Consider the following 21,893-nt stretch of genomic DNA (forward strand, 5'->3'; position numbering starts at 1 on the left):
TGGAGCGACCGGTTCATGATGTTCGCGCGAGCGGCTCCCGGCAGGTCAGGGTTCGGTCCGGCGCAGCGTGAGGATCGCGATGTCGTCGCGCGGCGCGGTCCTGGTGAACGCGCGGAGGTCCTCGCCGAGCGCCTGGGCGAGCCGTTCGGGAGGGTCGGGGGCCCAGCCCTCCAGGCGGTCCTCCAGCGGGTAGAAGACGCCTCGGGGATCGCGGGCCTCGGTGACGCCGTCGGTGCACAGCACCAGCGCCGCGCCGGGCGGGAACGCGAACCGCGCGCCCCCGCGCGGCCAGGGGGCGAGCGTGCCCACGCCGAGCGGCACGGACGGCTCCCCGAGGTTCACCTGCCGCGCGTCGCCGCGGTGGATCATGTACGGGGCGATGTGCCCGCAGTTGACCGCCTCGACGTCCAGCCGCCGGCTGATGTCCAGCACCAGGGCGGTGACCAGGCGCTCGGGCTCGCCGGTGGTGGCGGCGAAGGTGTTCTGCCTGACCACGGCGTTCTCCATCGCCTCGACGACCCCGGCCAGCGTCTCCTCCCGGTAGGCCGCCTCCCGGAACGAGCCCAGCACGGCCAGCGCGGTCCCGATGGCGGGCAGGCCCTTGCCCTGCACGTCGGCGATGAGCACCCGGGTGCCGTGATGGGAGACGGCGACCTCGTACATGTCGCCGCCCACCATCGTGTCCTCCTCCACCGGCTGGTAGAGGCCGTCGATGACGACGTCGGCGGTGCGCAGCGGCAGCGGGCGCACGATCAGCCGCTGGAGGGCGGCCGCCGCCGAGCGCAGCCGGCGCACCTCCTCCTCGCGCCGCACCCGGTAGGCGCAGCCGAGCACGCTCAGGGCGCCGAACACGGCGGTGAACCCGGCAGCCAGCAGGTTGTCGTCCAGCTCGCCGCCCAGATACGTGGTGATCCCCGCCGCCGCCAGGATCACCCACACCGACGCGACGAGCGTCTGCCGCACGGTGCCCAGCCCGGCCACGATCGCCGGGAGGAAGATCAGCAGCGGGAACAGCCGCACCGCCGTGCCCGTGAAGATGTCGAGCGCGGCCACCACCGCGGTGATGACGACGAGTCCGGCGACGAACGCCGGTGTCGAGAGATTCGGCCCTTCGCGCCGCCCGCCATCCGTCACGAGTCGTTCATCCCCCATCGGTCGAACGGCGTAACGGTGATTTTTTCGAACGTCCGGAAGAAATCGTGAGATGAGTGGCCGAATTCGGGCCGTCGAGCCCGGATCAGGCCCCTGTACAGGGAAGATAAGGGGATGAAAGCCAGAAGCAAACGACTCTGCACCTTATGGCGGGATTTGCTGGTTTCGGCGGCGGATTCATTATGGTCTGCTCATTGATTTCTCATCGACAATGTCATTGACAAGCAAAGACGATCTTGTAAGCATTTTGAGTTAAGGCGTGCCGGGTGCAATTCGCGCGAGAAGGGGTGGGCCGTGTGAGTGAGCAGGACTGGACTTTGCTGCCGGCCGTGACCGTCCGGAGCGCGGGCTTTCCCTGGGAGCTCGTCCGATCCCTGGCCTACCCGCGGGCCGCGGCGGCCGCCGCCGAGGTCGTTCGGCTGGAGCGGCGGGCGCTCGACCTGCTCGCCGAGGCCCCGGCCCGCGGCCCCCGGCCCGAGGACCCCCGCCCGGCCCGCAGCGCCGCAGGCGGGGACACCCGTCCCGCACGCGGGACGGGCAGCGGGCGGCTGCCGCGTGGCCTGCGCAGCCGCCTGCGCGACCTGCGCCCGCTCCCGGGCGACACCCCCGCGCCCGCCGGCTGGCTCGCCGCCTGGAACGAGGCGACCGGGTCGCTGGAGGACGCCCGGCTCGCCCTGGCGGGCACGACGGCCGCCGAGGCGGCGCTCGCCCGCTCGGCCGTGGCCGGGATCGCGGCCGACGAGCGCTTCCTCGACGCCCTCGTGCGCTGCGCGCCCGGCCTCTACCGCGACGTGCGGCGCGGCCTCGCCAAGGGCGGCCGGCTGCGGCGCCTGGTCGGCTCGGTCCTGCAGGGGCTCTGCGCCACGTGCTGCTTCGGCCCGCTCGACCACGGCCGCGTGGAGCCCGCGGCGGCCGGCGGCCACACGTGGTCAGGTCACCTGACGCGCCCGCGGCGGGTCGCGTACCCGGCCGACTGGGTGGGCGAGTCGCTCCAGCAGCGCGTCCTGGCCGATCCCGCGCTCGTGGCGGGGCTGGTGCCGCGCCGCCGGACGTGGACGGGCGACGTGCCGGACGCCGTGCCCGACGCGGCGCCGTTCGTGGCGCTGTGCGACGGGAGCCGGACGCTGGCCGAGATCGCCGCCGAATCGGGGGTGGAGCTGGAGCAGGCCGCCGCGGCCCTGGCGGTGGCGGTGCGCCGCGGGCTGCTCACCCACGACCTGTGCCCGCCGGCCACCGTCGCCGACCCGCTGTCCTGGCTCCGCGAACGCCTGCCTGCCGAAACCCCCTGCCCGGACGCCTGCGGCCCCGGCGGCGACCTGCCGGTGGGGCGGCGCGTACGGGAGATCACCGAGCTGCTCGCGCAGTATCCCGCCGCCTCTCCCGACGTGAAGCTGGCCCTCCAGCGGCGGATCGAGACGCTGGCCGGCAGCGGGCGGGCGCACGAGGACCGGCCCGGTGACCAGCCCCGTGACCGGCCCGGCGACAAGGGCGTCGTCGTGCACGAGGCCGCCGCCGGCACGCTCCGGGTGACCGTCGGCGAAGGGCTGGCGGCCGACCTGGAAGGCCGCGTGCCCCAGGTCCTCGACCTGCTCGCCGCCGACGCCGAGCTGACCAGGCAGCACACCAACCGGCTGCTCGCCGGCCGGCTCGGCGCGGGCACGTTCGGGCTGGCCGAGGTGCTGGGGGCGAGCGACGACCTGGAGATCCGCTACGGCGACCGCCTCGCCGAGCGGATCGCCGCGATCGTGCGGGCCGCGCCGCCCGGCGCCGCCACCGTCGACCTCGCGGGCCTGCTGGAGGACCCCGATCCGCCGGCCGCGCCCGTGCTCTGCTCGGCCGACGTCATGGTGGCCGCGCCGTCGCTGGAGGCGTACGAGCAGGGCCTGACCCCGCTGGTCCTCGGCGACCTCCATGACGTCGCGCTGCTCACGCCGTGGGCCCTGCAGTTCCACCCCGACGGCGCCGAGCTCGTCGCCGAGCGCGACGCGGCGATCGTGCGGGCGCTCGGCAACCACACTGCCCTCAACGTCATCTCGCGGCGCGCCACCGGCCGGCCGCCGCTGGAGTTCCCCGGGCCGGTGCTGGAGCTGGGCGGCGTGACGGCCGACGGCGGGCGGCGCCGGATCGGGCTCGACGAGCTGTACGTGCACAGCGACGGGCGCAGCGCCGTCCTGCGGGCCAAGGGGGTGGACGGGCCGCTGCTGCTGCACAACGGCGAGCACGACGACACCGCGCTGCACACGGCGCTCGCCCTGCCCAGGGTGCGGCGGCCGGACCTGCGGCACCTGTCCAGGGTGCCCCGGCTGACCTGGGACAACGTGGTCATCTCGCGGCGCGCGTGGCGCGTGGGCCGGGCCTCCTTCGAGGCGCTCGGGCAGGCGCTCGGGGATCGCGAGCTGCTGGTCGCGATGGCGCGGCTGCGGGAGACGCACGACCTGCCCGTGACGTTCTTCGCCGCGTCCCCCCGCGAGCGCAGGCCGATCCACGTCGACACCCGCTCGCCCGCGCTCGTCGAGGGGCTGGGCCGGCTGGCGGCCACGGCCGAGCGGCTCACGCTGACGGAGACGCTGCCGGGACCGGAGGAGTGCTGGCTGCGCGACGGCGGGCTCCGGTTCGCCGCCGAGCTCCGCTGCGTCTACCTGCGCCCGGCCGGTGGCCACCCGGTGCCCCGGCCGAAACCGGAGGCTCCCGACACCTGCTCTCCCGCCCCGGCGACGCGCTCGCGGGCGGTCGCCCGCTATCCGGGGCCGGCGGACGTGCGCGCGGATTCCTGCTCACGGGCGGCGGATCCGGTCACCCCGCGCGCGCGGGCGGCGCATCCGTACCCGTGGCAGGGGGAGTGCCGCTGAGGGAGGACAAGGACGCCGGGCCCGTCGAAGGGCACGGTCGCGGGACGCCTCGGACACCCGGCCGGGGAAGCAGGTGCGCCGGGTGACCGGGGCGTGCCGCCCGCGCGGTCGGCACGCGGTGCCGAGGAGGAGCGGATAAATCGGTTGCCCGGCCCGCGCCGGGCTGCTGTACTCCCTGGAGCGAGCCCATCGGATCAAGGAGGCCGGCGATGAGGACGACGTTCATGTCCCGCCAGAGCAATGAGACCTCCTATCCAAAGGGCATGACGTTTGTCGTCGAGATCATTCGACCAAGGGATTCCACCGCATAGCACCTCCGTCCTGCGCCTGCTGCGCCCAGGACCCCGCCAGAGCGCCGCGCTCGTCGCGGCGATCGCCGCCGCCACCGCGCTCCCGCTGGCGGCGCCGCAGATCACCCGCCGCTTCGTGGACGACGCGATCGGCGGCGCGAGCATCAGGCACCTGACCGTGATCGCCGCCGGCTATCTGGCGCTGGCTGTCGCCGGGCAGGCCGCCCGGCTGATCACCGCGTGGCTGGCCGGCCGCCTGGCCTGGGACGGCACCAACCGCCTGCGCGAGCGCCTCGCCCGGCACGCGCTCGGCCTGGACCTGGCCTTCCACGGCCGGCACACGCCCGGCGAGATGATCGAGCGCGTGGACGGCGACGTCGTGGCCGTGGCCGACTTCGTCGTCGCGTTCCTCATGGACGTCGTGGCCGGCGTGCTGCTCCTGGCCGGGGTGGTCGTCCTCGTGTTCGGCGCCGACTGGCGCATCGGCTGCGCGCTGCTGGTCTACTGCCTGCTCATCGGGTGGGGGATGGCCCGCGCCCAGCGGCTGGCCGTCCCGGCCGCCGCCCGGTCACGCGCGGCGAGCGCGCGGCTGTTCGGCATGCTGGAGGAGCGGCTGGCCGGAGCCGAGGACCTTCGCGCCAACGGGGCCGGCGAGCACACCGTACGCCGCTTCCACCAGGTCAGCGCCGCCCTCTTCCGCGCCGAGGTCAAGGACGCCCGCATCGGCACCACGCTGCTGGCGGGCACGTCGGTGGCCTTCGCCGCGGGCACCGCGATCATGCTCGGGCTCGCCGCCTGGGCGCTGCGGTCGGGGGCGCTCACGGTCGGCACCGCCGTGCTGATCTTCCAGTACACGCTGATGGTACGGGCGCCGTTCGAGCGGCTCATCGACCAGATCAGGCAGTACCAGGCGGCGCTGGCCGGCCTGGCCCGCATCGCGGACCTGCTGGCAGAACGGCGCACGCTGCCCGAGGGCACCCGGTCCCTGCCCCCGACCGGCCCGCTCGGCCTGCGCCTGGACGGCGTCGGCTTCGCCTACCCCGGCGACGACGAGCAGGTGCTGTCGGGCGTCAGCCTCACGCTGGCCCCAGGCGAGACGCTGGGCCTGGTGGGGCGCACCGGCAGCGGCAAGACCACGCTCGCCCGCCTGGCGCTGCGCCTGTACGACCCGACCGAGGGCGCCGTACGGGTCGGCGGGCTGGACCTGCGCGAGGCGGACCAGGCGTCCCTGCGAACGCGGATCGGCGTGGTCACGCAGGACGTGCAGCTCTTCGCGGCGAGCCTGCGCGACAACCTCACGCTCTTCCGGCCGTCACCGGGGGACGGGCGGTTGCGGGAGGTCCTGCACGGCGTCGGACTGGGCGACTGGCTGGCCGGGCTGCCCGACGGGCTCGACACCGAGCTGCGCGCGGTGTCGGCGGGCGAGGCGCAGCTCATCGCGTTCGCCCGCGCGTTCCTCGCCGACCCTGGCCTCGTCGTGCTCGACGAGGCCTCCAGCAGGCTCGACCCCGCCACCGAACGCCGCATCGAGCAGAGCGTCGACCGCCTGCTCGACGGCCGGACCGGCGTGATCATCGCGCACCGCCTGTCCTCGCTGTCGCGCGTGGACAAGATCGCCGTGCTCGACCACGGCAAGATCATCGAGTACGGCCGCCGCGCCGACCTCGCCGCCGACCCCGGCAGCAGGTTCGGGCGCCTGCTCGACCTGGCGGGGGTGAGCCGGTGAAACCGGTCATGCTGGTGGCCACCAGGCTGGCCACGTTCGACTTCCGCCGCTACCTCATCGGCGCGCTGCTCTGGCTGCCCGTCCACGTGATCCCGCTGGCGAGCGGGCTCGTCCTGCAGCGGATCTTCGACGGGCTCGGCGGCGACCCGGGCTGGGCGCTGTGGTTGTGCGCGGCGTTCGTGGGCGTGGAGGTGGCGCGGGGCCTGATGATCGTCATCGCGTGGACGTACGGGGTCTACTGGTGGGCGGCGGCGGCCACCCTGCTGCGGGCCAACACCCTGCGCTCCGTCCTGACCGCCCGCGGCCCCGCCGCGGCGCGGCTGCCGCACTCGCCCGGCGAGTCCGTCGCCCGCCTGCGGGACGACGTGGCCGACGCGGTCGACTTCACCGACGAGAGCGTCAGCCTGGCCGGGACGACGCTCTTCGCCGCCGCCGCGCTGGCGATCATGGCGTCCGTCGATCCGGTCATCACGCTGGCGCTGGTGCTGCCGATGATCGCGATCGGAGTGCTGGGCAGGCTCATGCGGCAGACCGTCGAGCGGCTGCACCAGCGGTCCAGGACGCTCGGCGCGGCCGTCACGGGGTACGTGGGCGAGCTCTTCGCCGGAGTGCTCGCGATCAAGACCGCGGGAGCCGAGGCGGCCGCGCTGGAGCGGCTGCGCGAGCACAACCGGCGACGGCGCGCGGCGGCCGTCAAGGACCGCCTGGCCACCGACCTGCTGGACGCCACGACCGGCGCGACCGTCGAGCTCAGCATCGGGCTCGTCCTGCTCCTGGCCGCCCCCGCGATGCGCGGCGGCGAGTTCACGGTGGGCGACCTCGCGCTGTTCACCAGCTACATCGGCTGGCTGACGGCCCTGCCCCGGTCGATCGGCACCATCCTCTACCGCCTGCCGCAGGCCGCGGTCGCCACCGAGCGGCTCACCCGGCTGATGGCACCGCACGAGAGCGCCGACGACCTGTCGCGCGGCGCCGACGTCTGGCTGCGCCGGGACCCGCCGGCCGCTCCGGCCGTGCCCCCGCACCCGGGCCCGCTGCGGGTGCTGGAGGCCCGCGGGCTGAGCGCGGGCGGGGTGCGGGGGATCGACCTGCGCGTCGAGCGCGGCTCGTTCACGGTCGTGACGGGCGCGGTCGGCTCGGGCAAGACCACCCTGGTACGCGCCCTGCTCGGCCTGCTGCCGCCGGACGAGGGCACGATCTCGTGGAACGGCGTGCCCGTCGACGACCCGGGCACGTTCCTCGTCCCCGGCCGGGCGGCGTACGCGAGCCAGGTCCCGAGGCTGTTCTCCGAGACCCTGCGCGAGAACCTGCTCCTCGGCCGGCCCGCGACCGACGCCGAGCTCCGGCGGGCGCTGGAGCTGGCCGCGTTCGAGCCGGACCTGGCCGCCATGCCCGACGGGCTCGACACGGTGGTGGGTCCGCGCGGGGTGCGGCTGTCCGGCGGGCAGGTGCAGCGGGCCACCGCCGCCCGCGCCCTCGTACGCGACCCGGACCTGCTGGTCGTGGACGACCTGTCGTCCGCGCTCGACGTCGAGACCGAGCGCCTCCTGTGGGAGCGGATCGCCGGCCACGGCACCCTGCTGGTCGTCTCCCACCGGCAGGCCGCGCTCGAACGCGCCGACCAGGTCGTGGTGCTCGACCGCGGCCGGGTCGCGGGGCGCGGGCGGCTCGGCGAGCTGCTGGCGAGCTGCCCGGAGATGCGGCGGCTGTGGAGCGCCGAGCGGATCGCCGAGGCCGGGGAACACGCGGGCGAGTAGCCACCGGGAGGCGCCCGTCCCCCGGTGCGGGGCCGGGGGACGGGCGGTCGCGGAGATCGGGCACCATGGAGGTTGTGACAGTGACACGACTGGCCGAGCTGGTCGCCGGGGGAGGCGTGGCTGTGCTCAGCGGAGCGGGCCTGTCGACCGAGTCCGGCATCCCCGACTACCGGGGGCCGACCGGCCGGGCCCGGCGCGCGGAGCCGATGACGTACCAGCGCTTCACCGGCAGCGCGCAGGCGCGGCAGCGATACTGGGCGCGCAGCCACGTCGGCTGGCGGCAGATCGGCCAGGCCCGGCCCAACGCCGGCCACCGGGCCGTGGCCGAGCTGGAGCGGCGCGGGCTGCTCGCCGGCATCGTCACCCAGAACGTCGACGGCCTGCACCAGGCCGCCGGGGCGCGGCGGGTGATCGAGCTGCACGGCGGGCTCGACCGGGTGGTGTGCCTGTCGTGCCGCGAGCGCACGCCCCGCGCCGAGCTGGAGCGGCGGCTGCGGGCCGCCAACCCCGAATGGGAGGCCGCCGGCGCCCGGATCAACCCCGACGGCGACGCCGTGCTCACCGACGCGCAGGTGGCCGGCTTCCAGGTGGTCGACTGCGCGGCGTGCGGCGGGGTGCTCAAGCCCGACGTGGTGTTCTTCGGCGAGAACGTCCCCCGGCCCCGCGTGGACGAGTGCTTCGCCCTGGTGGCTGGCGCGCGCCTGCTGCTGGTGCTGGGGTCGTCGTTGACCGTCAGGTCGGGGCTGCGGTTCGTCACCAAGGCCGCCTCGCTCGGCATCCCCATCGCCATCGTCAACCAGGGGGCGACCGGCGGCGACGCCGACGCCTCCCTCACCCTGGACGCCCCGCTCGGGCCCACGCTGACCGAGCTCACGACGCGGCTGCCGGTCCCGGCACAATAGGGGTCATGCCTCGTACATGTCCGTGCGGTCTGCCCGCCTCCTACCAGGACTGCTGCGGCAGGTTCCACCGGGGCGAGGCGGTGGCCGCCACCGCCGAGCAGCTCATGCGGTCCCGATACAGCGCCTTCGGCGTGGGCGACGCGGCCTACCTGCTGCGCACCTGGCACCCGTCCGGCCGCCCCGCCCGGCTCGGCCTCGACAGCAAGACGCGCTGGGTGCGGCTGGAGGTGCTGGAGACGACCGGCGGCAGCGTCGTCCACACCGAGGGCACGGTGCGCTTCCGCGCCCACTACGTCGAACGCGGCAATCCGGGGGAGCTGGAGGAGAACAGCAGGTTCGTCCGTTTCGAGGGCCGCTGGGTCTACGCGGGCGCGCTGTGACCCCTCACCGGGGCTTGCGCGCGACGGCTCCGGCCAGGGTGTGGCGGGACAGGCCGGGCCGGGCGAGGTCGCCGGAGTCCGGCCGCCATTCCGGCAGCGGCACGAGCCCGGGCTCCAGCAGCTCCAGGCCGTCGAAGCAGGCGAGGATCTCCTCGCGGGTGCGCCACCGGCCGGTGCCCAGGGTCTCGTTGAACAGCTTCTCGGCCGCGCACGCCTGGGCGGACGCCTCGGGGTGCGCCATGCCCGGGTCGCAGAAGTGGGAGACGGCCAGGTGGCTGCCGGCCGGGAGGCGGGCCATCAGGCGGGCGGCGATCCCGGCCGGGTCCTCGTGGTCGGCCAGGTGGTGCAGGATGCCGAACATCAGCAGCCCGACCGGGCGGCCGAAGTCGATGAGGCCCCTGGTCTCCGGGTCGTCGAGGACCGCGTCCGGGTCCCTGACGTCGGCCTCGACGACCGTGGTCGCCTCGTTCACGGCCAGCAGCGCGCGGCCGTGGACGAGCACGATCGGGTCGTGGTCGACGTAGACGACCCGGCTGCCGGGGGCGGCCGACTGGGCGATCTCGTGGACGTTGCCCTGCGTGGGCAGCCCGGAGCCGAGGTCCAGGAACTGGCGCAGGCCGGCCTGCGCCGCCAGGAACCTGACCACCCGCCCGAGGAACTCCCGGTTGGCCCGCGCCGCCTCCCGCGCGTCCGGGACGATCTCCAGCGCCCGCAGCGCCATCTCGCGGTCCGCCTCGTAGTTGTCCTTGCCGCCGAGCATGAAGTCGTAGACGCGGGAGACGCTGGGCCTGGAGGTGTCGATTCTCCGCGGCGCGCGCTCCGGCCAGCGGTCGGCCATGGGCGGCTCCTTCGCGTACGCGCCGTGGTGCGGAGATGGCGTAAAGCGATCATAGTGTCGCGGGGAGTCAGATTCCGCAATTTCGGTAAATGGCGGTCAGGATTCCGTGTCAGGCCCGGCCCGGTGGCTCCGGGGACGAGAGAGGGGCGCGTGCGGGAGATCAGGAGTGGCCGAGGACGCGCATGGCGGGCAGGGCGCGGTCGGAGTAGTCGAACAGGGCCTGGTTCTCCCAGCCGTTGCCCGACGACGGGTCCGCCGGGTCCCAGCCGTTGCCCTTGACGCCGGTCCAGGTCGCCTCCCAGGTGAACAGGCCGAGGCCGAGCCCGTCGGGGACCTGGCGGACGATGTCGGCGACCTTGGCCAGCATCGCGGCCTGGCCCTGCGGGGTCGCCCGGTAACCGGGGTACGGCTCCGCCGAGACGATGATGTTCGGCCAGCCGTCGTCGTCCTCCGTCGTGAACGGGTACGCCGTCTCCACCACGACCACCGGCCGCCCGTAACGGGTGGCCACGTCGTTGAGGTTGGCCTGGAACGTCTCCAGGGTCCCGTGCCAGTACGGGTAGTACGACAGCCCGATCACGTCGTAGCGGATGCCGTAGGTGGCGGCGTTGTCGAACCACCACCGGTACAGCCCGTTGTCGCCCCCGTTCGCCAGGTGCAGCACGACCTCGGTCGAGCGCGAGACCCGCTTGACCGCGTCGTACCCGGCGTTCAGCAGGCGGGCGGTGTTCGGCCAGCCGGAGTTGGAGCCGTCCGGCCAGAGCAGGCCGCCGTTGATCTCGTTGCCCACCTGCACCATGTCCGCCGTGGTGCCCTGGCGGCGCAGGGCGGCGAGCACGTCGTACGTGTGGTCGTACACGGCCTGCGCGAGCTGGTCGAGCGTGAGCGACTCCCACGCGGCGGGCTTGAACTGCTTGCCCGGGTCCGCCCAGGTGTCGGAGTAGTGGAAGTCCACCAGCAGCTTCATGCCCTGCGCCTTGGCCCGCTTGGCGACCGTGAGGATCTGCGCCTTGGTGTTGTAGCCGTCGGCCGGGTTCACCCAGACCTTGAGCCGGATGTAGTTGAGCCCGGCGTCCGACAGGATGCGCAGCGCGTCGCCCCTGCGGCCGCGGGCGTCGCGGTAGACGCCGCCGTACGCCTCCGACTTGGCGAGGCTGGAGACGTCCGCGCCCCTGATCCGCAGCACCCCCGCCTGGGCCGGGTGCGCGACGGTCAGGGACGCGAGCACTAACAGGAGCGTGGTCAGGATGCGTTTCATCGAGATCTCCCTAGGGGGTGGGGGCGATGACCGTGACCGCGCCGGGCGCGACGGTGACCGATCCTTCGTGCCGTACGCCGTCGAACACGCTGGTCCCGGTCACCCCCTCGACCGTCACGCTCTGGTCGCCGTGGTTGATCAGGAAGACGTGGCCGCCCCGGCGTACGAGTTCGAGGGTGTCGGGGAGGCCGCGCGGCCGGGACACGTCCGCGTGGTCGAGCACCTGCGCGAGCAGCCCGCGCAGGCCCGTCACGGGTGCGGTGGCGAGGTACCAGGCGCAGCCCGCGCCCAGGTCGTGGCGGGTGACGGCGGGGTGCCCCGCGTCGGGCCCGGTGGCGAACTCCCGTACGGCGACCGCGCCCGCCGGGTGGACCCGCTCGGACCAGATCCGGGCGGTGTCGCCGCCCGCCAGCGTCACCGTCTCGTGCTCGCGCAGCGGGTGGAACTCCTCGATCGACAGGCCAAGGAGCTCGCGCAGCGCGCCGGGGTGGGCGCCCGGGTGGATGGTGTCGTGCTCGTCCACGATGCCGGAGAAGTAGGAGACGAGCAGGTTGCCGCCCCCTTCGACGTACCGGTGGAGGTTCTTGGCGGACGCCTCCGTCAGCAGGTACGAGCTGGGCGCCACCACCACCCGATATCCCGAAATATCGGCTGAAGGGTGGACGAAGTCCACCGTGACGTGCTCCCGCCACAGCGCCTCGTAGAAGGCGTCCATCCGCTCCCTGAACGTCAGGTCCACCGACGGCCGCCAGTCCAGCTCCAGCGCCCAGTACGACTCCCAGTCCCAGACGATCGCCACCTCGGCCCGCACCCGGCTGCCCCGCAGATCGGCCAGCCGGCGCAGGTCGGCGCCCAGCCGCACCACCTCGCGCCACTGCTCGGAGCCGGTCCCCGCGTGCGGCACCATCCCCGAGTGGAACTTCTCGGCCCCGAACCGCGACGCCCTGAACTGGAAGAACAGCACGCTGTCCGAGCCGCGGGCCACGTGCGCCAGGCTGTTGCGGCGCATCTCGCCAGGGCGCTTGGCGATGTTGCGCGGCTGCCAGTTGACCGCCCCCGCCGAGTGCTCCATGAGCATCCACGGCGCGCCGCCCGCCACCGAGCGGGCGAGGTCGGCCGACATGGCCAGGTCGATGTGGTTGTCCGGCCGTTCGGCCTGGAGGTAGTGGTCGTTGGCGACCACGTCCAGCTCGCGGGCCCACTGCCACAGGTCGGTGGACTTGCAGTTGACGGTGCCGGCGAAGTTCGTGGTCACGGGGATGCCCGGGGTGAGCTCGCGCAGGATGTCGCGCTGGAGCGCGTAGTGCTCGCGGTGCTGGCCGTCGCTGAAACGGGCGTAGTCGAGGCGCTGGGCCGGGTTGACGACCGTGTGGTTGAACCGGGGGGCGTCGATCTCCGCCCAGTCGGTGTACGTCTGGCCCCAGAACGTGGCACCCCAGGCGTCGTTCAATGCGGAAATATCGCGATACGTGGCTTTCAGCCAGACGCGCCAGGCCGCCACGCTGTGCTCGCAGTAGCACTCGCCGAGCGGCGCCCCGTACTCGTTGTGCACGTGCCACATGACCACGGCCGGATGCCCGCGGTAGTGCTCGCCCAGCGCGCGCACCAGCCGCGCGGTCGCCTCGCGGAAGGCCGGGGCGCTGGAGCAGGCGCTCTGCCGGCCGCCGAACCCGATCCGCGTCCCCTCCCTGGTCACCGGCAGCACATCAGAATATTTCCGGATGAACCAGGCGGGCGGGGCGGCGGTCGGCGTGGCCAGGTCGACCGCGACCCCCGCCTCGTGCAGCCGGTCGACGATCTCGTCCAGCCAGCCGAACTCGTAGCGCCCCTCCGCGGGCTCCATCAGCGCCCACGAGAACAGGCCCAGGCTGACCAGGTTGACCCCGGCCTCGCGCATCAGGGCCACGTCCTCCTCCAGGATCTCGCGTGGCCACTGCTCCGGGTTGTAGTCGCCGCCAAAGGCGATGCCGGCAGGACGCTCCGGATACATCCATCCCCCTAGAGAAGCTCTTCTGTGAACGTGCACAGTAGCGCCAACCCGGTCTTCCAGGGAAGCCGCCCCGACTTATCCCGATAATGGCTGATTAACGAGAACATAACGACCCCTTGACGCGCGTTTCGCGGCTGTTTCACTCTGTGCACGTTCACAGAACCTTCTGGAGGTACGCATGCGCGCCAACCGCCTCGGAGCCGCCCTGGCCGTCGTGCTCACGGCCACTCTCGCGAGCTGCGGGTCCAGCGAACCCGCCCAAAGCACCGAGGCGGCGCAGAGCCCCACGGCCGCCGCCAAGGGACCGGTCAAGCTGACGTACTGGACCTGGGCCCCCAACATGGACAAGATCGTCGCCGTCTGGAACCAGGCCCACCCGGACGTCCAGGTCACGGTCAGCAAGCAGGCGGGCGGTGACGACGCGGCGGCCAAGTTCCTCACCGCGGCCAAGGCCGGCAACCCGCCGGACCTGGTCCAGGCCGAGTACCAGCACCTTCCCTCGTTCGTCGCCGCCGACGCGGTGGCCGACCTCAAGGCCGAGACCGCCTCGATCAAGGGCGAGTTCGCCGAGGGCCTGTGGGGCCTGGTCACGCTCGGCACGGAGGGCGTGTACGGGATCCCGCAGGACAGCGGGCCGATGATGCTCTTCTACCGCAAGGACCTGTTCGACAAGTACGGCATCGCGGTCCCGAAGACCTGGCAGGAGTACGCCGACGCCGCGCGCACCGTGCACGAGAAGGATCCGAAGGCCTACCTCGGCACGTTCTCCAGCAAGGATCCGGGAGCGTTCACGGGCCTGGCCCAGCAGGCCGGGGCCCAGTGGTGGTCGATCAGCGGCGAGTCCTGGAAGGTCAACATCGCCGACGAGCCCACCAAGAAGGTCGCCGACTACTGGGGCGGCCTGGTCAAGGAGGGCGTCATCGACGGCATGCCGTACTTCACCCCCGAGTGGAACAAGGCGCTCAACGACGGCAAGCTGCTGACCTGGCCGTCGGCGGTGTGGGCGCCGGGCGTGCTGGCGAGCAACGCGCCCAAGGCCAAGGGCAAGTGGGCCGCCGCGCCGCTGCCGCAGTGGAGCGCGGGCGAGAACTTCAGCGGCTTCTGGGGCGGCTCGTCCACGGCCGTGTCCGCCAAGACGCCGAACAAGGCCGCCGCCGCCCAGTTCGCCACCTGGATGAACACCGACCCCGCCGCCCTGGACCTGCTGGTCAAGGAGGCCGCCATCTACCCGGCCGCCACCAAGGCCCAGTCCTCGCTCGGCCAGGCCCCCGACTACTTCTCCAACCAGCCCGACTTCTGGCAGCAGGCCGCCGCCGTCTCCGCCGTCGCCCGCGGCTTCACCTTCGGCCCGAACGTCGGCGTGACGTACAACGCCTTCAAGGACAACTTCGACAAGGCCGTGCAGAACAAGTCATCGTTCTCCGCCGCGATCCAGGGCATGCAGGACGCCACCGTCGCCGACATGCGCAAGTCCGGATTCCAGATCGCCTCATGAAGAAGTCCGAGAGGGGGGCGTGGCCGTACCTCTTCCTGACGCCCGCGATCGTGCTGTTCACGCTCTTCCTCGCGGTGCCCATCGGGTACACCGTCTGGCTGGCGACGCGCCGTACCAAGGTGTCCGGGCTCGGGCTGGGCAAGGGCGCGCGGAAGGAGATCTTCGTCGGGTTCGACAACTTCTCCGCGGCCCTGTCCGACCCCGAGCTGTGGCACGGCTGGCTGCGCGTGCTCGGCTACGGCGCGCTGGTGCTGGTCGTGATGCTGGGGCTGGCCCTGCTGTTCGCGCTGCTGCTGGACTCGGCGCGGGTGCGGCTGGCCCGGTTCTCGCGGATCGCGATCTTCCTGCCGTACGCGGTGCCGGGCGTGGCCGCCACGCTGCTGTGGGGCTTCCTCTACCTGCCCTCGCTCAGCCCCATCAGGGACGTCCTGGACATCGACTTCCTCGGCGCGAGCACCGTCACGTACTCCATGGCGAACGTGGCGGTGTGGGGCGGGACCGGCTTCAACATGCTCGTGCTCTACACCACGCTGCGGGCGATCCCGCGCGACCTGTACGAGGCCGCGCGGCTGGACGGCGCGTCCGAGCTCCAGATCGCCCTGCGGGTGAAGATCCCGATCCTCGCCCCGGCGATCATCCTGACCACGGTCTTCTCGATCATCGCGACCATCCAGGTGTTCACCGAGCCCACCACGCTGCGGCCGCTGACCAACACGATCAGCTCCACGTGGAGCCCGCTCATGAAGGTCTACCGCGACGCGTTCGTCACCGGCGACCTGTACTCGGCCGCCGCCACCTCGATCGTCATCGCGGCGATCTCGCTCGTCCTGTCGTTCGGGTTCCTGCGCGTGGTCCGCAACCGCGCCTTCGGGGAGGGCTGATGGCCACGACACACCGCGCGACGCTCGCGCGCAGGCCGTGGGGGGTGGCCCCGACGGGGCTGCTCCTGCTCGGCGCGATCTACTGCCTGTTCCCGGTGCTCTGGGTGCTGATCGCGGCGACCAAGTCGCCGGGCGAGCTGTTCACCACCTCGACGCTGGCCTTCGGTACGGGCTTCGCCGACAACGTGACCCAGCTGTTCGCCTACCGGGACGGGGTGTTCTGGCTGTGGGCGGCCAACACGCTGCTGTACGCGGGCGGCGGCGCGCTGCTGTCGACCGCGGTCTCGGCGATCTCGGGGTACGCGCTGGCGAAGTTCCGCTTCCCCGGCCGCAACCTCATCTTCAACCTGCTCATCGGCGGCATCCTCGTGCCGGCGGTGGTGCTGGCTATCCCGCAGTACCTGCTGTTCTCCAAGGTCGGGCTGGCCGACACCTACTGGGCCGTCCTGCTGCCGCAGATCCTGCACCCGTACAGCATCTACCTGGCCCGCATCTACGCCGCGGCGGCCATCCCCGACTCGCTGCTGGAGGCGGGACGGATCGACGGGGCCACCGAGTGGCGGCTGATGCACCGGGTGGCCCTGCCGCTGATGGTGCCGGGCATGGTGACGATCTTCCTGTTCCAGTTCGTGGCCATCTGGAACAACTTCCTGCTGCCGTTCATCATGCTCGGCGACGACGGCAAGTTCCCGCTCACGGTGGGCCTGTTCACGCTGCTGCAGTCGGGGGCGAACCAGCCCTCGCTCTACAACCTGATCCTCACCGGGGCCTTCCTGTCACTCGTTCCCTTGATCGCGCTCTTCCTCACGATGCAGCGATACTGGAAGACCGATCTGTCCTCCGGAGCCGTGAAATGAAGCGCCCTACGATCCATGACGTCGCCGCCGCCGCGGGCGTGTCCCGCGGCACGGTGTCCCGGTTGCTCAACGGGGACAAGTACGTCAGCCCGGCGGCACGCGTGGCGATCGAGCGCGCCATCTCCGAGACCGGCTACGTCGTCAACCGGGCCGCGCGCAGCCTCGTCACCCAGCGCACCGGGTCGATCGTGATGGTGCTGTCGGAGCCGCACGAGAAGCTGTTCGAGGATCCCAACTACAGCACGACCATCCGGGTCGCCATCAGGATGCTCGCCGAGCGGGACCTGTCGCTGGTGATGATGCTGGCGGGCGACGAGGGCGACCGCGAGCGGGTGGTCCGCTACGTCCGCGGCGGCCACGCCGACGGGGTGCTGCTGCTCTCCACGCACGCCGGCGACCCGTTCATCGACGCGCTGCGGCCGGGGCCGCCCGCGGTCTCCTGCGGCGCCGTCATCGGCAGCGAGGGCGTCATCCCGTACGCGGCCGCCAACGAGCGCCTGGGCGGCCGCCAGATGACCGAATACTTCGTGAACCAGGGCCGCAGGCGCATCGCCATGATCACCGGCCCGATGGACACCCCCGGCGGCATCCAGCGCCTGGAGGGCTTCGCCGACGTGCTGGGCCGCAAGGCGACGAAGAAGCTGATCGCGCACGGCGACTGGACGCAGGCGAGCGGCGAGCGGGCGATGACCGAGCTGCTGGCCCGCACGCCCGACATCGACGCCGTCTTCGTGGCCTCCGACCTGATGGCCGCCGGCGCCCTGGCCGCCCTGCGGGCGGCGGGCCGCCGGGTGCCGGACGACGTGGCGGTGGGCGGCTTCGACGACTCGTCGGTGGCCCTCTCGACGCACCCGCCGCTGACCACGATCCGCCAGCCGCTGGCGGAGGTGGCGCAGGAGACGGTACGCCTGCTGCTCGCGCTGATCGACGGCGCCGAGCACGTGGACCCGGTGATACTGCCCACGGAGCTGGTGATCCGCGAGTCGGCCTGACCCGGCGGGCGGGCGCTCGCCGGATCAGTCCGGTCAGCCGGCGTCCGCGTTCTCCTTCCTGCGGGCGTACCAGGTGAGCACCCAGAGGATCAGGCCCAGCGCGAGCAGCACGCCCGCGATCTCGTACTGGCCGGAGGGACGCCCGGAGGACCACGGCAGGACCAGGTACACGCACGTGACCACGCCCACCACCGGCAGGACGCGCCCCGCGCTGAAGTGCTCGGTCGCCGCGCTTTCCCTGCGCAGGACGAGAACGGACACGTTGACCAGCGCGAAGACCGCCAGCAGGAGCAGCGAGGTCGTCCCGCCCAGCAACGACACGACCGGGCTGTCGGGACTCAGCGAGACGAACGTGATCAGCCCGAGGGCGATCACGGTGGTGAACACGATCGCCGCCTGCGGGGTGCGCCGCCCCGGGTGCACCTTGGCCAGGAAGGACGGCAGCACGCCCTGCTTGCCCATGCCGTAAAGCAGCCGGCTGGCCATCAGCATGTTGATCAACGCGGAGTTCGCCACCGCGAACATCGAGATGAACGGCAGCAGATCGGAGATCGGGAAGCCGGGAGCCGCCGTCTGTACCACCGTCGCGAGCGGGGTCTCGCTGTCGGAGAGCTGTCCGACGGGGACCACGGCGACGGCGCAGATGGACACGAGCACGTAGATCAACCCGGTGATCCCGAGCCCGGTGAACATCATGCGAGGGAAGATCCGGGCCGGATTCTTGGTCTCTTCCGCCATGTTGACCGAGTCCTCGAACCCGACCATGGCGAAGAAGGCCAGCGACGTGGCCGTGCTGACAGCCAGGAACACGCTCTTGTCGGAGGCGGTCTCGAAGGTGACGACGCGGGAGAAGTCGGCGTTCCCGCCGAGGATGAAGTACAGGCTGACCAGGATGACGATCAGGAGACCCGAGAGCTCGACCGCGGTGAGCAGCACGTTGATCTTGACGCTCTCGCCGACGCCGCGGAGGTTGACGGCCAGGACCAGGAGCATGAACGCCAGCGCGATCAGCAGGATGACGCCGTTGCCGACGTCGAGGCCGAAGCCGGTGGCGAGGTTGGCGGCGAAGGCGCGAGACGCGGCCGAGGCGGAGGTGATGCCGGAGCACATCACCGCGAAGCACACCAGGAAGGTCAGGAGGTGTTTGCCGAAGGCCTTGTGCACGTACAGCGCGGCTCCCGCGGCCTGCGGGTATTTCGTCACCAGCTCCAGGTACGAGCACGCTGTGATCAACGCGACCGCGAAGGCGACGGCGAACGGCAGCCAGGCGGCGCCACCCACCTCGCCGGCGATCTCGCCGGTCAGCGCGTAGATCCCGGTGCCGAGAATGTCGCCGACGATGAACAGCAGCAACAGGCCCGGGCCCATCACCTGCTTCAGACTCGGCTCGCCGCCGCCGCTGCTCTCCTCGGTCGGACTGGGGGGTGTGATTTGGGACATGCGATAGTCCTTCTCGCTGCGAGCCTTGAGGAAACCGTGATCGTGGGGGACATGATGGCCGTATGACGATCGAACTGAGCCCGGACGAGCTGCTCACCACCACGCGCAGCGTGCGCAAGCGTCTCGACCTCACCCGCCCCGTTCCGCTGGAGCTCGTGCGCGAGTGCCTCGAGGTCGCGCTCCAGGCGCCCAGCGGCGGCAACCGGCAGGGGTGGCACTGGCTGGTGGTGACCGATCCCGAGCTGCGCAGGGCGATCGGGAGCTACTACGAGCGCTCGCACCAGGCGTACTTCGAGTCCGGCTCCTCCGCGCGGGCGCTGTTCCAGGACGACCCGGTCCGGGCGGCGCAGCAGCGGCGGGTGGGCGAGAGCTCGATGTACCTGGCCGAGCACATGGGGGACGTGCCGGTGCTGGTCATCGGGTGCATCACGCTGCCGGGCGGCGGGCTGCCCCCGGGGAACCAGGCGGGGCTGTGGGGGTCACTCCTGCCCGCCGCCTGGAGCTACATGCTGGCCGCCCGCGCCCGCGGGCTGGGCACGGCGTGGACGACGCTGCACCTGGCGTACGAGAGCGAGATCGCCGAGCTGCTCGGCATCCCCGGCGACGTCCGCCAGGGCGTGCTCATCCCGACCGCCCACCATCTCGGCGAGACGTTCGCCCCCGCCAAGCGGCAGCCGCTCGACGAAGTGCTTCACGTCGATCGCTGGTAGGCGCACAGCAGGCCACCGCCCTGGAGGGCATCGATGCGGGCGATGGCCGAAGCCGCTCGCCTGTTGCGTCACGAAATATCGGCATAAATCAGGGCTTGCCAATTAGGATCATGGCTCCACCCATCCGACCAAGGAGCCGACAGTGCCCGAGAGCGAGCAGGAGCGCGCGCCTCGCGGGATCGACACCAGCAAGCCCAGTGTCTCCCGTGTCTATGACTACATGCTCGGCGGCAAGGACAATTACGAGATCGACCGCCAGGTGGCGGCGGCCGCTCTCAAGGTCGCGCCCGACGCGCCCGAGGCGGCCAAGGCCAACCGGGAGTTCCTGCGGCGCACGGTCCACTTCCTGGCGGCCGAGGCGGGCATCCGCCAGTTCCTGGACATCGGCTCGGGCCTGCCGACGCAGGGCAACGTCCACGAGATCGCCCAGGCGGTGGCGCCGCAGTCGCGGGTCGTCTACGTGGACCACGACCCGATCGTGCTCGTCCACGGCCGCGCCCTGCTCGCCGTGGACGCCAGCACCACGATCGTCGAGGCCGACGCCCGCGAGCCGGGGAAGATCCTCGACGACCAGAAGACGCGCTCGCTGATCGACTTCAGCGAGCCGGTGGGGCTGCTGATGTTCGGGATTCTGCACCACCTGGGCGACCACGAGGACCCGGCCGGCGTCGCGGCCGCGCTCATCGGGCCGCTCGCCCCGGGCAGCCACGTGGTGATCTCGCACTTCCACAACCCGGGCGAGGCACGCCCCGAGGTGTCGAAGCAGGCGTACGAGGCGGAGCGGATCTTCAACGAGCACCTCGGCACCGGCCGGTGGCGCACCCGCGAGGAGATCCTCGCCTACTTCGACGGTCTCGACCTGCTGGAGCCCGGCCTGGTGCCGCTGCCCGAGTGGCGCCCGGGCCCCGACGACCGCGCCACGCCGGGCATCACGTACCACACCTTCGTCGGAGGCGTGGCCCGCAAGCCCTAGCGGCCCGCAAACCTTAGGCGGGCAGCTTGCCGGTGGCGACCACGTCGCGGTACCAGTGGGCGCTGTCCTTCCAGGTGCGCTCGCGCGTGTCCGGGTCCACGCGCACGATGCCGAACCGCTTGGCGTACCCGTGCGCCCACTCGAAGTTGTCCATCAGCGACCACACGAAGTAGCCGCGTACGTCGGCCCCCGCCGAGATCGCCTCGGCCACCGCGGACAGGTGACGGTGCAGGTAGTCGACGCGCTGCTCGTCCCGGATCCGGCCGTCGGGGTCGACGACGTCGGCGAAGGCCGCGCCGTTCTCGGTGATCATCATGGGCAGGGACGGGTAGTCGCGGTGCAGCCGCAGCAGCAGCTCGGTCAGGCCGGTCTCGTCGATGTTCCAGCCCATCTCGGTGTACGGGCCGGGCTGGGGCACGAACTCGACGTCGTCGCAGGCGATCCACGGAGACGCGGCCCCGTCCTGGTGCCCGTCGGCGGTCGCCCGCTCGGAGGATCCGTCCCACTGGCGGACCAGCGTCGGGTTGTAGTAGTTGACCCCGAGCACGTCCAGCGGCTGGCACGCGGTGGCCTCGTCGCCGTCGCGCACGAACGACCAGTCGGTCACGGCGGCGGTGTCCGCGAGGAGGTCGCGCGGGTAGGCGCCCTCCAGCATGGGGCCGAGGAAGGCCCGGTTGGCCAGCGCGTCCACGCGGCGTACGGCGTCGGCGTCCCGCTCGGACACGCCGCGCACGTGGTGCAGGTTGAGCGTGACCGACATCTGGGCGGCCGGGTCGGCGACCGCGCGCAGCGCCTGGACGGCCAGGCCGTGGCCCAGGTTCAGATGGTGGACGGCGGCCAGGGCGGCGGCGGGCTCGGTCCGGGCGGGGGCGTGCACGCCGGAGGCGTAGCCGAGGTAGGCCGAGCACCACGGCTCGTTCAGGGTGATCCAGGCGCGGACGCGGTCGCCGAGCGTGCGGCCCATGAGGTCGGCGTACTCGGCGAAGCGGTAGGCGGTGTCACGGTTGGGCCAGCCGCCCGCGTCCTCCAGCTCCTGCGGCAGGTCCCAGTGGTAGAGGGTGGCGACGGGGGCGATGCCGCGGGCGAGCAGCCCGTCCACCAGCCGCGAGTAGAAGTCCAGGCCCGGCTGGTTGGCCCGGCCGCCCGGCTGCACGCGCGGCCAGGAGATCGAGAACCGGTAGGCGCCCACGCCCAGGCCGGAGAGGATGTCCAGGTCCTCCTCCAGCCGGTGGTAGTGGTCGCAGGCCACGTCACCGGTGTCGCCGTTCGCCACCAGCCCGGGGGTGTGGGAGAAGGTGTCCCAGATCGACGGGCCGCGGCCGTCCTCGTTCCAGGCGCCCTCGACCTGGTAGGCGGCGGTGGCGGTGCCCCACAGGAAGTTCTCGGGGAAGGCGGTCATGCTG

Annotated in this window: 17 protein-coding genes; 11 read left to right on the top strand and 6 right to left on the bottom strand. The window is 72.4% G+C overall.

Translation table 11 applies throughout. From position 1 onward, the window contains the following. Positions 1 to 45: 45 nt before the first annotated feature. Complete coding sequence (locus ACFKCF_RS42170) at positions 46 to 1,152, bottom strand: PP2C family protein-serine/threonine phosphatase (protein ID WP_394500961.1); 1,107 nt, start codon at positions 1,150 to 1,152, stop codon at positions 46 to 48. 296 nt (positions 1,153 to 1,448) lie between these two features. Here ACFKCF_RS42170 and ACFKCF_RS42175 point away from each other — a divergent pair, with 296 nt between their 5' ends. From ACFKCF_RS42175 to ACFKCF_RS42195, 5 genes are all read left to right on the top strand, one after another. Further along, the gene (locus ACFKCF_RS42175) at positions 1,449 to 4,001 is read left to right on the top strand and encodes a hypothetical protein (protein ID WP_394500962.1); all 2,553 of its coding nucleotides are present in this window, start codon (positions 1,449 to 1,451) and stop codon (positions 3,999 to 4,001) included. Between the two features lie 270 nt (positions 4,002 to 4,271). Beyond that, positions 4,272 to 6,017 carry an ABC transporter ATP-binding protein gene (locus tag ACFKCF_RS42180; protein WP_394500963.1) on the top strand — a complete coding sequence of 582 codons (1,746 nt, stop codon included), beginning with the start codon at positions 4,272 to 4,274 and terminating at the stop codon, positions 6,015 to 6,017. Next, positions 6,014 to 7,774 (top strand): ABC transporter ATP-binding protein, encoded by a 1,761-nt coding sequence (locus ACFKCF_RS42185; protein WP_394500964.1) that lies wholly within the window; start codon positions 6,014 to 6,016, stop codon positions 7,772 to 7,774. The genes ACFKCF_RS42180 and ACFKCF_RS42185 overlap by 4 nt, the downstream gene beginning before the upstream one ends. Positions 7,775 to 7,839: 65 nt before the next feature. Further along, positions 7,840 to 8,676: an NAD-dependent protein deacetylase gene (locus ACFKCF_RS42190; protein ID WP_394500965.1), complete on the top strand. Its 837-nt coding sequence runs from the start codon at positions 7,840 to 7,842 to the stop codon at positions 8,674 to 8,676. Between the two features lie 5 nt (positions 8,677 to 8,681). After that, a complete protein-coding gene (locus ACFKCF_RS42195) occupies positions 8,682 to 9,056 on the top strand; it encodes a YchJ family protein (protein WP_394500966.1) in 375 nt (124 codons plus the stop codon). 4 nt (positions 9,057 to 9,060) lie between these two features. Here the strand turns inward: ACFKCF_RS42195 and ACFKCF_RS42200 are convergent, their stop codons facing one another. The 3 genes from ACFKCF_RS42200 to ACFKCF_RS42210 form a co-directional block, all read right to left on the bottom strand. Beyond that, complete coding sequence (locus tag ACFKCF_RS42200; protein WP_394500967.1) at positions 9,061 to 9,894, bottom strand: SAM-dependent methyltransferase; 834 nt, start codon at positions 9,892 to 9,894, stop codon at positions 9,061 to 9,063. A 160-nt stretch (positions 9,895 to 10,054) separates the two neighbouring features. Continuing rightward, positions 10,055 to 11,152 carry an arabinogalactan endo-beta-1,4-galactanase gene (locus ACFKCF_RS42205; protein WP_394500968.1) on the bottom strand — a complete coding sequence of 366 codons (1,098 nt, stop codon included), beginning with the start codon at positions 11,150 to 11,152 and terminating at the stop codon, positions 10,055 to 10,057. A gap of 10 nt (positions 11,153 to 11,162) precedes the next feature. Beyond that, entirely contained in the window at positions 11,163 to 13,142 is a 1,980-nt protein-coding gene (locus ACFKCF_RS42210) for a beta-galactosidase (protein ID WP_394500969.1), read from the bottom strand. A 178-nt stretch (positions 13,143 to 13,320) separates the two neighbouring features. Between ACFKCF_RS42210 and ACFKCF_RS42215 the strand changes: the two genes are divergently transcribed. From ACFKCF_RS42215 to ACFKCF_RS42230, 4 genes are read left to right on the top strand one after another with little or no spacing between them, the layout of a single operon-like run. Next, on the top strand, positions 13,321 to 14,637 hold the full coding sequence (locus ACFKCF_RS42215) for an ABC transporter substrate-binding protein (RefSeq protein ID WP_394500970.1): 1,317 nt from the start codon (positions 13,321 to 13,323) through the stop codon (positions 14,635 to 14,637). Further along, on the top strand, positions 14,634 to 15,518 hold the full coding sequence (locus ACFKCF_RS42220; protein WP_394500971.1) for a carbohydrate ABC transporter permease: 885 nt from the start codon (positions 14,634 to 14,636) through the stop codon (positions 15,516 to 15,518). The genes ACFKCF_RS42215 and ACFKCF_RS42220 overlap by 4 nt, the downstream gene beginning before the upstream one ends. Next, positions 15,518 to 16,375, top strand: coding sequence for a carbohydrate ABC transporter permease (locus tag ACFKCF_RS42225; RefSeq protein WP_394500972.1), 858 nt, complete (start codon positions 15,518 to 15,520; stop codon positions 16,373 to 16,375). Before ACFKCF_RS42220 ends, ACFKCF_RS42225 begins: the two co-directional genes overlap by 1 nt. After that, positions 16,372 to 17,367 carry a LacI family DNA-binding transcriptional regulator gene (locus tag ACFKCF_RS42230; RefSeq protein ID WP_394500973.1) on the top strand — a complete coding sequence of 332 codons (996 nt, stop codon included), beginning with the start codon at positions 16,372 to 16,374 and terminating at the stop codon, positions 17,365 to 17,367. The genes ACFKCF_RS42225 and ACFKCF_RS42230 overlap by 4 nt, the downstream gene beginning before the upstream one ends. A 33-nt stretch (positions 17,368 to 17,400) precedes the next feature. Here ACFKCF_RS42230 and ACFKCF_RS42235 read toward each other — a convergent pair whose 3' ends face one another. Continuing rightward, a complete protein-coding gene (locus tag ACFKCF_RS42235) occupies positions 17,401 to 18,807 on the bottom strand; it encodes an APC family permease (RefSeq protein ID WP_394500974.1) in 1,407 nt (468 codons plus the stop codon). 62 nt (positions 18,808 to 18,869) lie between these two features. Between ACFKCF_RS42235 and ACFKCF_RS42240 the strand changes: the two genes are divergently transcribed. Then, positions 18,870 to 19,517, top strand: a complete 648-nt coding sequence (locus ACFKCF_RS42240) for a nitroreductase family protein (RefSeq protein ID WP_394500975.1) — start codon at positions 18,870 to 18,872, stop codon at positions 19,515 to 19,517. Positions 19,518 to 19,659: 142 nt separating this feature from the next. Continuing rightward, positions 19,660 to 20,490 carry an SAM-dependent methyltransferase gene (locus ACFKCF_RS42245; RefSeq protein ID WP_394500976.1) on the top strand — a complete coding sequence of 277 codons (831 nt, stop codon included), beginning with the start codon at positions 19,660 to 19,662 and terminating at the stop codon, positions 20,488 to 20,490. Between the two features lie 13 nt (positions 20,491 to 20,503). Here ACFKCF_RS42245 and ACFKCF_RS42250 read toward each other — a convergent pair whose 3' ends face one another. Then, a complete protein-coding gene (locus ACFKCF_RS42250) occupies positions 20,504 to 21,889 on the bottom strand; it encodes a GH1 family beta-glucosidase (protein WP_394500977.1) in 1,386 nt (461 codons plus the stop codon). Positions 21,890 to 21,893 lie beyond the last annotated feature (4 nt).

The sequence above is a fragment of the Nonomuraea sp. JJY05 genome (assembly GCF_043496855.1).
Lineage (GTDB): Bacteria > Actinomycetota > Actinomycetes > Streptosporangiales > Streptosporangiaceae > Nonomuraea.

What these genes read in the sequence shown, in the direction of transcription:
- ACFKCF_RS42170 (WP_394500961.1), bottom strand. Translation starts at nt 1,152, where the DNA reads ATGGGGGATGAACGACTCGTGACGGATGGCGGGCGGCGCGAAGGGCCG.
- ACFKCF_RS42205 (WP_394500968.1), bottom strand. Translation starts at nt 11,152, where the DNA reads ATGAAACGCATCCTGACCACGCTCCTGTTAGTGCTCGCGTCCCTGACC.
- ACFKCF_RS42195 (WP_394500966.1), top strand. Translation starts at nt 8,682, where the DNA reads ATGCCTCGTACATGTCCGTGCGGTCTGCCCGCCTCCTACCAGGACTGC.
- ACFKCF_RS42230 (WP_394500973.1), top strand. Translation starts at nt 16,372, where the DNA reads ATGAAGCGCCCTACGATCCATGACGTCGCCGCCGCCGCGGGCGTGTCC.
- ACFKCF_RS42235 (WP_394500974.1), bottom strand. Translation starts at nt 18,807, where the DNA reads ATGTCCCAAATCACACCCCCCAGTCCGACCGAGGAGAGCAGCGGCGGC.
- ACFKCF_RS42190 (WP_394500965.1), top strand. Translation starts at nt 7,840, where the DNA reads ATGGAGGTTGTGACAGTGACACGACTGGCCGAGCTGGTCGCCGGGGGA.
- ACFKCF_RS42240 (WP_394500975.1), top strand. Translation starts at nt 18,870, where the DNA reads ATGACGATCGAACTGAGCCCGGACGAGCTGCTCACCACCACGCGCAGC.
- ACFKCF_RS42250 (WP_394500977.1), bottom strand. Translation starts at nt 21,889, where the DNA reads ATGACCGCCTTCCCCGAGAACTTCCTGTGGGGCACCGCCACCGCCGCC.
- ACFKCF_RS42200 (WP_394500967.1), bottom strand. Translation starts at nt 9,894, where the DNA reads ATGGCCGACCGCTGGCCGGAGCGCGCGCCGCGGAGAATCGACACCTCC.
- ACFKCF_RS42225 (WP_394500972.1), top strand. Translation starts at nt 15,518, where the DNA reads ATGGCCACGACACACCGCGCGACGCTCGCGCGCAGGCCGTGGGGGGTG.
- ACFKCF_RS42215 (WP_394500970.1), top strand. Translation starts at nt 13,321, where the DNA reads ATGCGCGCCAACCGCCTCGGAGCCGCCCTGGCCGTCGTGCTCACGGCC.
- ACFKCF_RS42210 (WP_394500969.1), bottom strand. Translation starts at nt 13,142, where the DNA reads ATGTATCCGGAGCGTCCTGCCGGCATCGCCTTTGGCGGCGACTACAAC.
- ACFKCF_RS42220 (WP_394500971.1), top strand. Translation starts at nt 14,634, where the DNA reads ATGAAGAAGTCCGAGAGGGGGGCGTGGCCGTACCTCTTCCTGACGCCC.